Genomic DNA, 14,022 nt, shown 5'->3' with positions numbered 1-14,022 from the left:
CCTGTGGCACGCACGATCCCGCTAGAGAAAGTACGCAACATTGGTATTGCGGCGCATATAGATGCGGGCAAAACAACAACAACAGAGAGAATATTATTTTACTCTGGGATAATTCATAAAATTGGCGAAGTTCATGAAGGAACTGCCGTCACAGACTGGATGGAGCAGGAGCGGGAGCGGGGAATTACCATTACTGCCGCTGCTATCAGTACCAGTTGGAAAGATCATCAAATTAACATTATCGATACTCCGGGTCACGTAGACTTCACAATTGAAGTTGAGCGTTCCATGCGCGTGTTGGATGGTGTAATCGCAGTATTTTGTTCTGTGGGTGGCGTGCAACCGCAGTCTGAGACAGTGTGGCGTCAAGCAGAACGCTACAAAGTTCCTCGGATAGCCTTTATCAACAAGATGGATCGCACCGGAGCGAACTTTTATAAAGTTCACGACCAAATCCGCGATCGCCTGCGGGCCAATGCGATCGCTATTCAACTACCAATTGGTAGTGAAAATGACTTCCAAGGTATCGTTGACCTAGTACGGATGCGTGCGTATATTTACGCCAATGACCAAGGAACCGATATCCAGGAAACCGATATCCCGGAAGAATTGCAAGCGCAGGTAGAAGAACACCGCACCAAGCTAATAGAAGCCGCAGCAGAGACCGATGATGCTCTGATGAATAAGTACTTCGAGGGCGAAGAACTTACAGAACAGGAAGTTCGGACTGCCCTGCGGAAAGGCACAATTGCGGGGACAATTGTACCAGTACTTTGCGGTTCGGCATTCAAAAACAAAGGCGTGCAGTTGATGCTGGATGCCGTTGTCGATTACCTGCCAGCGCCAAGTGAAGTACCGCCAATTCAAGGCTTATTGCCCAATGGCGATACTGTTGAGCGGCGGGCTGATGACAACGAACCCCTAGCGGCTCTGGCATTCAAGATTATGGCTGACCCTTACGGTCGCCTGACATTTGTTCGTGTTTATTCTGGTGTCCTGAAAAAGGGCAGCTACGTTCTCAACGCTAGTAAGAATAAAAAAGAACGGATTTCCCGCTTAGTTCTCATGAAGGCAGATGACCGACAAGACGTCGATGAACTGCGAGCGGGTGATTTGGGAGCAGCTTTGGGATTGAAAGACACCTTGACAGGTGACACGCTTTGTGATGATGGATCGCCAGTAATTCTGGAATCCCTATTCATTCCTGAGCCTGTGATCTCGGTGGCGGTTGAACCCAAAACCAAAAACGACATGGACAAGCTGTCCAAAGCTCTGCAATCTCTCTCAGAAGAAGACCCCACCTTCCGTGTCCGCGTCGATCCGGAAACAAACCAAACCGTAATCGCGGGGATGGGAGAGCTACACCTAGAAATTCTAGTAGACCGGATGTTACGAGAATTCAAGGTGGAAGCGAATGTAGGTGCGCCACAAGTAGCTTACCGAGAAACAATTCGGAAAGCTGTAAACAAAGTTGAGGGCAAATTCATCCGCCAAAGTGGTGGTAAAGGTCAATACGGTCACGTTGTGATCAATTTGGAACCTGGAGACCCCGGTACTGGCTTTGAATTCGTTTCCAAAATTGCTGGCGGTTCAGTACCTAAAGAGTACGTTGGCCCCGCAGAACAGGGAATGAAAGAAAGCTGCGAATCTGGGGTTCTAGCTGGATATCCATTGATTGACGTTAAAGCGACGCTAATTGATGGGTCATACCACGATGTGGACTCTTCGGAAATGGCTTTTAAAATCGCTGGCTCAATGGCGATGAAAGAGGCTGTGCTGAAAGCTTCACCCGTCCTCTTAGAGCCTATGATGAAAGTTGAGGTTGAAGTTCCTGAAGACTATATCGGGAACGTCATTGGCGACCTTATCGCCCGCCGAGGGCAGATTGAAAGCCAAAGCACCGAACAGGGACTTGCTAAGGTCGCATCCAAAGTTCCACTGGCGACCATGTTTGGCTACGCCACTGATATCCGGTCAAAAACGCAAGGTCGGGGTATCTTCACGATGGAGTTCAGCCACTACGAAGAGGTGCCTCGCAGCGTAGCTGAAACTATCATTGCAAAAAGCAAAGGGAACGCTTAGTTAAAATAAGGAAATGAGTATTCATGGCACGCGCAAAGTTTGAAAGGAATAAACCCCACATCAATATCGGTACAGTTGGCCACGTTGACCACGGTAAAACTACCTTGACAGCAGCCATCACCATGACCTTGGCAGCTATGGGTCAGGCTGTAGCTAAGGGCTACGACCAAATTGATAATGCCCCAGAAGAAAAGGCACGGGGTATTACCATCAATACCGCTCACGTAGAGTATGAAACTGCAAATCGCCACTACGCTCACGTAGACTGTCCAGGACACGCTGATTATGTGAAGAACATGATCACCGGTGCTGCACAGATGGACGGAGGTATCCTTGTAGTTGCTGCTACCGATGGGCCTATGCCCCAAACCCGCGAACACATTCTGTTGGCAAAACAGGTTGGTGTTCCCAGTCTGGTTGTCTTCTTGAACAAAGAAGACTTGATGGATGACCCAGAACTCTTGGAACTAGTGGAACTAGAACTGAGAGAACTGTTAAGCAGCTATGATTTCCCTGGCGATGATATCCCTATTATCAAAGGCTCTGGTCTGCAAGCTCTGGAAGCAATGACCAAGAATCCCAAGACCCAACGCGGAGAAAATCCTTGGGTAGACAAAATCTATGAACTGATGGATGCTGTAGATTCTTACATCCCTACACCTGAGCGGGATGTTGATAAACCCTTCCTGATGGCTGTAGAAGACGTGTTCTCAATCACAGGTCGTGGTACTGTCGCCACTGGTCGGATTGAACGGGGTGTAGTTAAAGTTGGCGATAACGTTGAACTAGTGGGTATCAGAGATACTCGCGCTACTACCGTAACCGGGATTGAAATGTTCAAGAAGAGTCTTGAGCAAGGTATGGCTGGAGATAACGCTGGCGTACTACTCCGGGGTATCCAGAAGGCTGATATTGAACGGGGTATGGTAATTGCCAAACCAGGTTCAATTAAACCTCATAATGAATTTGAAGGTGAAGTGTACGTCCTCACAGAAAAAGAAGGTGGTCGTAAGACTCCATTTTTCGCTGGCTACCGTCCCCAGTTCTACGTGCGGACAACCGATGTAACTGGCACTATCAAAGCCTACACTTCCGATGAAGGCAAAGAAGTAGAAATGGTGATGCCAGGCGATCGCATCAAGATGACAGTAGAATTGATCAACGCGATCGCGATTGAACAAGGAATGCGCTTCGCTATTCGCGAAGGTGGTCGCACCATCGGTGCAGGTGTCGTCTCCAAAATTATCAAGTAGCACCTTTTTGCTCATAACAAAGGAGCAGAGATGGTATAGTGCCTCTCTGCTCCTTTCTCTTCCTTTTTAATTAAAGAGAGTAGGGAATAGGAAGAAGCCAAGCAATTTTGTCTCCCTTAACCCCCACTCCCCACTCTTGTACAGACGCGATTAATCGCGTCTCTCCCCATTCCCCATTCCCCTAATTACGCAGAACCTGGAAAATTAAAGATGGCAACTCTACAGCAGCAGAAAATTAGAATTCGCTTACAAGCTTTTGATCGACGCTTATTAGACACATCTTGCGAGAAGATTGTAGATACAGCTAACCGCACCAATGCTACAGCCGTAGGTCCAATTCCTTTACCAACAAAACGCCGGATCTATTGTGTGCTGCGATCGCCTCACGTAGATAAAGATTCACGGGAACACTTTGAAACCCGTACTCATCGCCGGATTATTGATATTTACCAGCCCTCTTCTAAGACTATTGATGCCTTGATGAAATTGGATCTACCATCAGGTGTAGATATTGAAGTCAAACTTTAATTTAGTCATTAGTACTCAGACAAACGACAAAAGACAAATACAATAGTATAATTTTTTACACAGCCCTGAAGAAATATATCTCAGGGCTTTTATTTAGCTAGGAAACAAATGATAGAATGTAGATAAAGTACGGGAAAAGCAGAGAAAAAGAAATTTTAAAGATTAAGTTTATACCAAGATAACAATGACATCATCTTCTAAAATTGCAGTTCGTGAACTACCTCTGTTCCCGTTACCCGAAGTAGTTCTGTTTCCTACCAGACCATTGCCTCTGCACATCTTTGAATTTCGCTACCGAATCATGATGAACACGATTTTGGAGAGCGATCGCAGGTTCGGTGTTTTGATGTTTGATCCAGTCAAAGGTACAATTGCAAACACTGGTTGCTGTGCCGAAATCATTCATCACCAAAGGCTACCAGACGATCGGATCAAGATGATGACTTTAGGGCAGCAAAGATTTCGTGTATTAGAGTATGTTCGTGAAAAGCCATATCGCGTTGGCTTAGTTGAATGGATTGAAGACCAACCACCGACTAAAGATTTGCGACCCTTATCAACTGAAGTAGAACAACTACTGCGAGATGTGGTGCGTCTGTCAGCTAAATTAACCGAACAAAATATTGAATTGCCAGAAGATTTGCCCGATCTACCAACAGAGTTATCTTATTGGGTAGCTAGTAATCTTTATGGTGTCGCCGCAGAGCAGCAATTATTGTTAGAAATGCAAGATACTGTGACTCGTCTAGAGCGGGAAGCAGAAATTTTAACTTCTACTCGGAATCACTTGGCAGCTCGCGCTGTTCTCAAAGATACATTTAGTGAAAAGTGAGGAGTTAGGAGTTAAGAGTGAGGAGTTAGGAAGAAAAAACAAAAATAAAAAATCGACAACTTATAAGTTATATTTCCTAGCTGATAACTAGTAAATCCTAAATGATAACTCTTAACAAATAACTTCTAACCTTTTAAGTAAGGGCGGCGATCGGTAAAACATTGTAAGCGCCAAGAATTTTTAAAATCTCTGTGTGGGTAGTTAATTCTGCTAAAGCAGATTGCATTTGTGCTTCCTTGACATCTGCTTCTAAATCCATGAAAAACAAGTATTCGCCTAGCGATCGCTTCGTCGGACGAGATTCAATCCGGCTGAGGTTAATCCCTAGTTGAGCAAATATTTGCAAAGGTTTGACTAATGCTCCGGGTGTGTTGGCAGGCATACTAAAAGCCAGCGATGTGTGACTAGCAGGCGCTTTTGTTGCCTGGTATCCAGCGTCCACTTCACCCTGACTTACTACCCAAAAACGAGTAAAGTTTTCTGGATAGTCGTTGATGTTACTGGCAAGTATCGGCAATTTGTAGAGTTGAGCGGCTCTACTAGAAGCGATCGCTGCTGTTGTTGTCTCTTGCTCCAATCGCTGTAGTGCTTCGGTTGTAGAATTGCTGGGAATAATCTGTACAGTCGGCAAAAACTTCTCTAACCATCCCTGACATTGTGCCAAAGCTTGTGGGTGAGAGTAAACAGTTTTAATACTATCTAAATTAGACGCACAAGAAATTAACATATGGGCAATGGGTAATACCAAAGCCAACTGAATTCGCAAACTGTCCAACAGCCAAAGTGTATCCAGTGTTGTAGTAACACTTCCTTCAATAGAATTTTCCACTGGTACAACAGCCAACTGCGCTTGACCATTCGCAACGGCATGCAGTGATTGGGAAATGCTGGGATAGGGGCATAATCTAGCTTCAATTCCCCTATTTTTGCTCAACCAGTTGGCATAAAAAATAGTTGCCTGTTCTGCATAAGTACCGGGAGGCCCTAAATGTGCGATCGATAAAGTCATACTTTTAGCCTTGAATTGCGAGTTTAATGCCTAAACAAAGATTATGATATTTTGGTTTGGCAAATATATCCAACATTTACTCTTACTAAACACTGTTATCTCTAAAATTTACGCACTAAAGGGATAGAAGGAAATATGTATCCAAGAAAACAAGTTATGGAAATTAGTCTTCTAGCAGATAGATTTCCTAGTAGTTTTTTTTACTAAATCCCTCTGAAGATTTAAGAGCAATGATATTGGTTTCTACCCAAATAAATAAGCATATTCTTGATTTTGTGTCAAGTGTTAAATCCTAATCTATATTTCTTGAACTCAGGATAGAATGAGCGCAACAACTTTTTGCTAATGACGTATAGCAGATAAGCAACAATCGTTTTTCTAGTCAATAAATTTTGTACTTTTCTAATAATCAGAACTAAGTTGTTAAAAAATATTAAAATTAAGAAACAGATATTTTTATTAGCTCATGGCTACCCGGTTTACTGCCTCCCAATCGGTTGAAATCGCTGTTCCAGAGCAGCCTATTCCCATTCAGCACTACTTGCGTCAGCCTCAACGTCTGGTTAAGGCTTTGGTTGACAATAGCCGGATTCAGCAGCTTTCTGAGGAAGTATTTCGCTTGAAAATGCGTCCGCTAACTTTTATGTCATTGAGTATTCAACCTACTGTAGACATGAGAGTCTGGGCAGAATCAAATGGAATAATTTATTTGCGATCGCTAAACTGTGAAATTTTAGGTTTCGAGTATATTAACCAGCGCTTTGCTCTCAATTTAAAAGGGTATTTGTCTCCCAAAGAGTTTAGCACTGGCACTCGCCTGCAAGGAAAAGCTGATTTAGAAGTAGTAGTGGATTTTCCACCGCCATTTTCCTTTACTCCTAAGCCGATTTTAGAAGCTACTGGCAATGGTTTGCTCAAAAGTGTACTATTGTCGGTCAAGCAACGGTTATTGAATCAACTTTTGACGGATTATCGCTACTGGGTGATATCACAAACCAAAGATAGAGGACTTGACAGTGATAGTACTGAATTACCAATCCTGAATGCTGAGTAATTTGTTAACAAACAGAATTCAGGAGTCAGGAGCCAGAATACCCTTTCAGGGTAGCAAGCTACAGAATTGAATTCTGTAATTAGTAGAAGGTCTGTAGCTTGCTTCCCACAGCTTATCCCCTACTAAACTAATTGATTCTGAATTCTGTATTCTTCTTCAATCACTCAACACTCAGACCTTTGATTTGGCAAGGACGAAAAGACTGACGATGTAGGGGCGAGGGCCCATATTGTTGCAGAGCCAGCAAATGCTGCTGGCTTCCATAACCCTTGTTACACTCTAGGCTGTACATAGGGTATTTTAATGCTAGGCGCAGTACCAGCTCGTCACGCCAAACCTTGGCAACAATACTAGCAGAGGCAATAGCGAGCGATCGCTCGTCTCCTTTAACTATTGTTTGTTGCGGCAATAGCAAATCTTTGATTGACTGATTGCCGTCAATCAAGCAGAGTGCAGGCTGTACCTTTAACTTCAGCACAGCCCGCTTCATTGCTAACAACGTCGCTTGCAAAATATTTATCTTGTCAATTTCGGCAGTAGAAGCAAACCCAATTTTCCAGTCTATAGCCAGCGCACAAATTTGCTGCGCTAGTTGAGTTCTCCGAGAACTAGACAACTTTTTACTGTCTTTAATTTTAGCTGCCATCAGTATTGGCAAAGCGCGATCTGGTAAGATCACTGCCGCTGCCACCACAGGGCCAAATAGAGCACCTCGCCCTACTTCGTCCACACCTGCAACCAACCCTGGAATTTCTGACAAGGTAGAAAACTCCAACCAAGTGGATTGTTCCAAAGGCGTTGGCAATATTTCTACCATAAAGCAAATTAATTATCCTCGATCGCTGAGGAACGGCGGCGGCGGCGACGGCTGGCAGTGGCGCTGCTATTAGCTTCGCTTTCATCTGCGATTTCGTTCGCGGCGGCGGCTTTCGCAGACAAGCGTCCCGAAGAATTCACACTCAACTCCGATGGTTCAGTTGTCTCTTCGATCAAAGATTTCTGTTCTAGCTCAATAACTTTTGGTGTCGGTATTTTGCTTGCAGTTATTTCAGGTGTTGCCTTTTGGGCAATAGTGATTATTTCAGGTGTTGCTTTTTGGACAATAGGTGATTCTGAGGTTGATTCAATTGGGGTCGTTGGCTGTTGACCGGGCTGAATCACATTAATAATTACAGACTTGGTATTTTTCACCTCTTGCTCTAACTTCACCAACGGAGATATTCCCATTAAGGCAAATATATCCTGTTCTTGGAGGCTCATTTCTACAGTTCTAATCTCCGGTGGTTCTACCACTGGCTTAACTGGTTCTGCCTTGATAATTTTAGTGCGTTCTACTCTTTCACTCCAGCCTGGTTTACCAAGGGTGGGCGAGGGAATTTCTGGTGCAACTCCTAGTTCTGGTTCTACATCCAGGTCTAAATCTGGCTCGTTAACAAAAGCGAGGGGATTGGGAACAATCCGAGCTTCATCTTTGCCGTTTAATCCATTGACACCAATTCGACTGCGGCGAGTCCGGGTACGGCGCTTATCATTCAGTTCTTGATAACTAGGATGATTGATCAGATTTAGGTTGCTCAATTCCGAGTCGCCGTCAAATGCTTCCCCAAATCCATCATAAGTTTCTCGTGGTTCAGGAATGCGGGCAGATGGCTGACGTGGTTCTCGGTGAGGCAAGGATACAAAACGTTCGCGCTCTGGTGTCTCTGCCGGTATTGGCAATCGGTTTTCAATTTCTCCAGGCAGACGCACAGTATGTCCTAAACCGCCACAGGTGGGGCAAGTTTCACCAAACAATTCGTAAATATTTTGACCCTGACGTTTTCGGGTCAATTCTACTAAACCAAGTTCGGTAAGTTGGGCAATCTGGGGACGAGCTTTGTCTGCTTTGAGTGCTTTATTAAAGTGTTCGAGTACTTGCAGTTGGTCGCGTCGCGATTCCATATCGATAAAATCAACGACGATCACCCCGGCGATATTTCGCAGACGCAACTGACGAGCAATTTCTGTTGCTGCTTCGCAGTTTGTCCACAAAACTGTTTCTCTAGCTGTTGCCGATCGCGTAAACGAACCAGAGTTAACATCGATTACGGTTAATGCCTCCGTCGGCTCGATGATAATGTAACCGCCAGAAGGTAGGTCTACCCTTGGTTTCAGGGCTTCTCTAATCGCAGCAGTGATGCGGAAGTATTCTAAAATTGGGGAGCGATCGCGATGATGGTCAATCAACAATCCCTGCGGTGTTTGACCGCCACTCCAATTCTGCAAGTACTGTTTGACGCGCTTCAAACCAGTACTAGAATCCACGACAATCCGATTGACATCCGCGCCGTACATATCCCGCAATACGCGCTGGATAAAGTCATCGTCTCGGTTGAGCAGCGCTGGCGCACGGGTGGAATGAGCTTCCTGCTGGATAGCCTCCCATTGCTTTTGCAGCAACTCCAAATCTTCCATAATCGCTTCTTCAGGTTTGCCTTCTGCTTCTGTACGCACAAGCAAACCCATTCCCGCCGGCTTGACCAAAATCGCCAGCGCTCGCAAGCGGTTGCGCTCACTTTCACTTTTAATCCGTCGAGATAAATTTACGCCCCGACCGTAAGGCATCAGTACTACATAGCGTCCAGGTAAGGTGATATTACCTGTGAGCCTGGGGCCTTTTGTCCCCGTTGGCTCTTTCATTACTTGCACCAAAACTTTCTGTTGTGGTGTAAGTAGTTCTGTAATTGCTGCTGCGGTACGCTTGAGCTTCAATGGGCCCAAGTCGGTAACATGAATAAAACCGTTGCGCTCTGGGTCGCCAATATTAACAAAAGCCGCATCTATCCCAGGTAATACGTTTTCTACTACTCCTAAGTAGATATCACCTATTTGATGATGACCCGTAGCAACAACGAGTTCCTGTATTTGATCTTCAGAAAAAACCGCAGCAATTTGGTGCTGCTCCGCGATGATAATTTGTTTCGGCATTCAATTTCCTCAAAAATTGGCAGCACTTATAGGTTTGAGGTTTGTTGTATCAAGTCCGGTTAATTACTTAATAATTCAAAACTAATTGCGTCTCCGCGTCAGTTTTAATTACCAGTGTTTTCTCGGTTTGATATTATACTTTCGCTGCCCTCGCAACCCTCAAAAGGCGCTACTGATAATAAAAATCGCAAATCTGAGCTTCTAAGTTAAATAGCTATTGGCGCTCTTAAGAGCGTTTCTACGGCTGATTATTCCAGAACTGCTGCATATGGTTTAAGCAATTAAATCAACCGTCCGTGGTTGATTTGTGATGCAATACCCTCAAATCTTGAGAGTTCTGAGTTGAAAGTTCTAAATCCTGAGTGAGCATTTTAACTCAGGATGCTTTATTTGAGAGTAACCTACTGAATTCGTTAAGAAAAAGAAACTATTTCTATTTTCCATTCCCTGGATTTATTTTAGGGTTATATTCAGATTCGCCAGTCGCCAACCTGCCTTGAGCGGCTCTAGCCTAAGACAAGCAGCCCTTTGCGCGTCTCGTGAACGTCTACAACAAGTCGGCATAACCGACAGCAGTTGCTTTAACTCTAAAAAAGTAATGCACTAGCTCTTGGGCACTACCTGGATTAGACATTCAGCAGTTGTTTAAAAGCATGGATTTAGAGAAGCTAACCGAGCCTGCTGTTAGTTACTGATTCACAAGGTAGCTATAGAGAGAGTGTGCATTCTTTAATCTGCTTTTTGTTTGTCTAGGATAAAATCCTAGAAGTTGCACTCTAATATCTTTGCTTTCGCCCCCTGAATACCAGGGTAGTGAACCAGCTAATTCAATGCAGCGCCAGAAAATTTCTCTTCACCCTATTCTAACGCAACCTTGCTAAAAATCAATTCCTGTGAGCTGCCATCTTAGGACAACTACTAGCAAGTTGCCCTACAGGGATTATACCCCTAAAATTAGCCGATTGCGGTGGATGTGCAAGAGTTGAAATTCTACACCAGCCACTGTCTCTAGCATAAACAGGATTTGTTCGGGACGCAACACCAAACCGTCTTGGCGATAGCTACCTAGATAACGGATTACAGATGACATAGATTCTGCAACGCAATTGTAGTTTTCTACTAACTCCAGTTCAAATAAGCGATCGCGCAGATTTATTAACTGGCTCTTGCCTGATTTAGTTATTTGCTCGTACCAAAGTTCCTCTTTTGCTTTGATTGTATCAATCCAGTTTTGCCATTGTATGGGTGTTGTTTCTGCAAGTGCTGCTACAGTAATTAAATACTCTGCGGTCTCTAGCAGCTGGGTAGCAGCACTAGCTTTTAAATCTATCTGCTCCACATTATATATAGGTATGTCTGTGGGCATTTCACAAGCCAACTTTCTGAGGAAAGTATCAACTTCCACTGGCACAGTTAACTCAAAATCTGCAATTTCACCGCTGCTAGTAGCCCCTAGAGCCAAAGCAGTTGCTAGAGAAATGCGTGGCATTGGATGAAACCCACCAGTAAAAGCAATTGGTAAGCCTGCTCGTCGCACAACTCGGTCAAATAAACGGATTAAATCAAGATGGCTCATCAAAGCCATATTACCTTGTTTCCCAAACCAAACTCGTAGTCTTTGCGCCTTAGTTGTGTTGGGGACAAATTCGCCAGCAAATTTTGGGATAGCAGGTGATTCAATCACGATATTATGCCCAAAGTCAGTGCCACAGACGCCACAATGAGAACAACCTTCAAAAGAGCAGTCGGGTACAATTGTAGCTTCTAGAGCGCGTTGTAAGTCTTCTTGGAGCCACTTTTTGTCAATCCCAGTATCAATATGATCCCAAGGCAGGGGAATATCGAGGGAGTGGGGAGTACTGAGTGGGCTATTCTCCTCTGCTTCTTTGCCCTTTTGCGTCTCTACGTGAAACAAATTCCATTCGCCATTTTCTACTTGGCGGTATTTCCAATCTAAATCAGCTTGGGCGATCGCAGATCCCCAAGCGCTAAAAGCTCGATCTAAATTTTCATACCAGGAATCCATACCTGCACCCAATTCCCAGGCAAGGCGGACTACTTTGCTCAAATTGCGATCGCCTCGTCCCACAAAATCTTCCATTGCCGAAATGCGGACATCGGTAAAATTTACCTTCACTGCCTTGATTCGGCGGAATTCTTGCCGCAACAGGTTTTGTTTGCGCTTAAATTCAGCGGTAGAAACTGAGTGCCACTGGAATGGTGTATGGGGCTTGGGCGTAAAGTTAGAAATCGTCAGGTTAAAGTTTAGAGGTTTTCTGCCCTTGCCTCGACATTCTCGCTGTAGCCAGCTTACCGTTTCAGCAATGCCCAAAACATCAGCATCCGTTTCACCCGGCAAGCCAATCATAAAATACAACTTTATTTTATCCCAGCCTTGCTCCCAAGCGGTTTTCACCCCTCGCAACAATTCTTCATTTGTCAACCCCTTATTCACAATGTCTCGCATCCGCTGAGTACCAGCTTCTGGAGCAAAAGTCAGTCCACCTTGGCGCGTACCTCCCAGGATGTTGGCAATATTCTCATCAAATCTGTCTACCCGTTGGCTTGGTAGAGTCAGAGAAATATTTTCATTTTTTAAGCGATTTTTGATTTCCATCCCCACTGCTGGTAGGGACAAATAATCAGAACAACTCAGAGATAGGAGGGAAAACTCATTGTAACCAGTTGCCCGCATACCTTGTTCAATTGCTTCTACAACCTGATCGGGTTCTACATCCCGTGCTGGTCGAGTCAGCATTCCTGGTTGACAGAAGCGACAGCCACGAGTGCAACCACGCCGAATCTCAATACTCAAGCGGTCATGCACCGTTTCTACATAAGGAACTAACCCTATGGAATATGCTGGTATGGGAGTTGCAACCCGTCGCAGAATTCGTTTTGGCACGTCTAGACGACGAGGGTGAACTGAGCCATCCTCTGCCATGTCGTAAAACTGAGGCACATATACGCCTGGTATCTGTGCCAAATCCAGTAACAGATGTTCCCGACTTAATCCTGCTTGTTTGCCTTCTTCCAACACCAAACCAATTTCTGGCAGCAGTTCTTCTCCATCTCCTAGGGCGATAAAGTCGAAGAAGTCAGCATAAGGCTCAGGATTTGATGTCGCTGTTTGCCCACCAGCGAAAATCAACGGAAAGGCCGACTGGGTATCAGTAGATTCCCTACCCTCCTGCCCCTCTGCTCCTCTGCTTTCCTGCCTTTCTCGCCACGTCAAAGGAATCCCTGCCAAATCCAACATTTCGAGGATATTAGTTGCACCCAGTTCGTAACTGAGGCTAAAGCCTAAAATGTCGAATTCTGTCAGTGATCGCTTTGACTCTACCGCAAACAATGGCGTATTAGTTTCGCGTAGTTTGGCTGCCAGGTCTTTTCCTGGGAGGTAGGCGCGATCGCACAATTGACGCGGTTGGGCATTCAAGATGTTATAAAGTATGATGTGCCCTAAATTAGATGCACCGACTTCATATACTTCTGGGTAGGTTAAAACCCAACGTATTCCTGCCGTATCCCAAGGTTTGTGTACTGCTAACAGCTCGTTACCTAAGTAACGTGCTGGTTTTAAAATATCCGACGTTATTAATTTTTCAACTGCAACAACCACTGTGCTATCTTCTAGCTACCTTAATTACAGCTACCCAACCCCAACATTAGCATTGAATTAGGTCTTCTAACAGATTTTATCGTTGCAACTTACAACTCCTTTACATAAAGTCCGCTTATTACCTAAACATTTGCGCTTTTACATAAAGTTATGTTTGGGCTAATTCGGCTTCAGCGTCTAATATTTCAAATACCCTATCAAGTTGCGTCAGTTCAAAAATCATTCTAATTTGTGGAGCAACAGCGCGAAGTTGGCAACTTCTTCCTAAAGTAAGAGCCAGCTTGTGTGTAGATAACAATGCCATCAACCCCGCGCTGTCTAACGATTCTACTGCTGCGAGGTCTACTACCAAGATGGAAATCCCATTTTGCGCCAACGCTGTGGTCATATCTCGTTCAAATTCCAAGGCGTTAGCAGCATTTAAACACCCTTGGGGGCGAATAACTGCAATCTTGGGATAGTTAAGCACTGCCTGCATAGTTACATCCTATTAAGAATTTTGAAGCGTCAAGCTAAGGATTATTTGAACATAAACTCTATTTTGTTGCATCGACCATACGTCTTAGCTCTCTTTGCTGAATCTTTATTGCTTTAGTATGTCTGTTTAAAGATTGTTATAATTCCAGGTTAAAATGTGTTTATATATACTTTTTTTTTATGTCAGTTCAAAAACAA

Annotated in this window: 10 protein-coding genes; 5 read left to right on the top strand and 5 right to left on the bottom strand. The window is 44.4% G+C overall.

Annotated features, from left to right (window positions below):
* The first annotated feature begins 3 nt into the window (after positions 1 to 3).
* The 4 genes from fusA (at position 4) to RMY16_RS14205 (ending at position 4,695) form a co-directional block, all read left to right on the top strand.
* Positions 4 to 2,082: an elongation factor G gene (gene fusA, locus RMY16_RS14220; protein ID WP_322736888.1), complete on the top strand. Its 2,079-nt coding sequence runs from the start codon at positions 4 to 6 to the stop codon at positions 2,080 to 2,082.
* A gap of 23 nt (positions 2,083 to 2,105) precedes the next feature.
* On the top strand, positions 2,106 to 3,335 hold the full coding sequence (gene tuf, locus RMY16_RS14215; RefSeq protein ID WP_069070114.1) for an elongation factor Tu: 1,230 nt from the start codon (positions 2,106 to 2,108) through the stop codon (positions 3,333 to 3,335).
* Between the two features lie 210 nt (positions 3,336 to 3,545).
* The gene (rpsJ, locus tag RMY16_RS14210; protein WP_017320518.1) at positions 3,546 to 3,863 is read left to right on the top strand and encodes a 30S ribosomal protein S10; all 318 of its coding nucleotides are present in this window, start codon (positions 3,546 to 3,548) and stop codon (positions 3,861 to 3,863) included.
* A gap of 184 nt (positions 3,864 to 4,047) precedes the next feature.
* Positions 4,048 to 4,695, top strand: coding sequence for an LON peptidase substrate-binding domain-containing protein (locus tag RMY16_RS14205; RefSeq protein ID WP_094349488.1), 648 nt, complete (start codon positions 4,048 to 4,050; stop codon positions 4,693 to 4,695).
* A gap of 133 nt (positions 4,696 to 4,828) precedes the next feature.
* Here RMY16_RS14205 and pheA read toward each other — a convergent pair whose 3' ends face one another.
* Entirely contained in the window at positions 4,829 to 5,704 is an 876-nt protein-coding gene (gene pheA / locus RMY16_RS14200) for a prephenate dehydratase (protein WP_322736887.1), read from the bottom strand.
* A 466-nt stretch (positions 5,705 to 6,170) separates the two neighbouring features.
* Between pheA and RMY16_RS14195 the strand changes: the two genes are divergently transcribed.
* The gene (locus tag RMY16_RS14195; protein WP_322663547.1) at positions 6,171 to 6,758 is read left to right on the top strand and encodes a DUF1997 domain-containing protein; all 588 of its coding nucleotides are present in this window, start codon (positions 6,171 to 6,173) and stop codon (positions 6,756 to 6,758) included.
* Between the two features lie 160 nt (positions 6,759 to 6,918).
* Here the strand turns inward: RMY16_RS14195 and RMY16_RS14190 are convergent, their stop codons facing one another.
* From RMY16_RS14190 to RMY16_RS14175, 4 genes are all read right to left on the bottom strand, one after another.
* The gene (locus RMY16_RS14190; protein WP_322736886.1) at positions 6,919 to 7,575 is read right to left on the bottom strand and encodes a ribonuclease HII; all 657 of its coding nucleotides are present in this window, start codon (positions 7,573 to 7,575) and stop codon (positions 6,919 to 6,921) included.
* Between the two features lie 8 nt (positions 7,576 to 7,583).
* Positions 7,584 to 9,725: an Rne/Rng family ribonuclease gene (locus tag RMY16_RS14185; RefSeq protein WP_322663543.1), complete on the bottom strand. Its 2,142-nt coding sequence runs from the start codon at positions 9,723 to 9,725 to the stop codon at positions 7,584 to 7,586.
* 940 nt (positions 9,726 to 10,665) lie between these two features.
* Positions 10,666 to 13,347, bottom strand: a complete 2,682-nt coding sequence (locus tag RMY16_RS14180; protein ID WP_322736885.1) for a TIGR03960 family B12-binding radical SAM protein — start codon at positions 13,345 to 13,347, stop codon at positions 10,666 to 10,668.
* Positions 13,348 to 13,495: 148 nt separating this feature from the next.
* Complete coding sequence (locus tag RMY16_RS14175) at positions 13,496 to 13,825, bottom strand: STAS domain-containing protein (protein ID WP_194043404.1); 330 nt, start codon at positions 13,823 to 13,825, stop codon at positions 13,496 to 13,498.
* Positions 13,826 to 14,022: the final 197 nt, after the last annotated feature.

The sequence above is a fragment of the Nostoc sp. DedQUE12b genome (genome assembly GCF_034530835.1).
Taxonomy (GTDB): domain Bacteria; phylum Cyanobacteriota; class Cyanobacteriia; order Cyanobacteriales; family Nostocaceae; genus Nostoc.
The sequence above is the reverse complement of the archived record's forward strand: the minus strand, read 5'-3'. Positions and strand labels throughout refer to the sequence as shown.

Bases quoted from the DNA above. Each gene is read 5' to 3' on its own strand.
- tuf (WP_069070114.1), top strand. From the start codon at position 2,106: ATGGCACGCGCAAAGTTTGAAAGGAATAAACCCCACATCAATATCGGT.
- rpsJ (WP_017320518.1), top strand. From the start codon at position 3,546: ATGGCAACTCTACAGCAGCAGAAAATTAGAATTCGCTTACAAGCTTTT.
- RMY16_RS14205 (WP_094349488.1), top strand. From the start codon at position 4,048: ATGACATCATCTTCTAAAATTGCAGTTCGTGAACTACCTCTGTTCCCG.
- pheA (WP_322736887.1), bottom strand. From the start codon at position 5,704: ATGACTTTATCGATCGCACATTTAGGGCCTCCCGGTACTTATGCAGAA.
- RMY16_RS14195 (WP_322663547.1), top strand. From the start codon at position 6,171: ATGGCTACCCGGTTTACTGCCTCCCAATCGGTTGAAATCGCTGTTCCA.
- RMY16_RS14190 (WP_322736886.1), bottom strand. From the start codon at position 7,575: ATGGTAGAAATATTGCCAACGCCTTTGGAACAATCCACTTGGTTGGAG.
- RMY16_RS14185 (WP_322663543.1), bottom strand. From the start codon at position 9,725: ATGCCGAAACAAATTATCATCGCGGAGCAGCACCAAATTGCTGCGGTT.
- RMY16_RS14175 (WP_194043404.1), bottom strand. From the start codon at position 13,825: ATGCAGGCAGTGCTTAACTATCCCAAGATTGCAGTTATTCGCCCCCAA.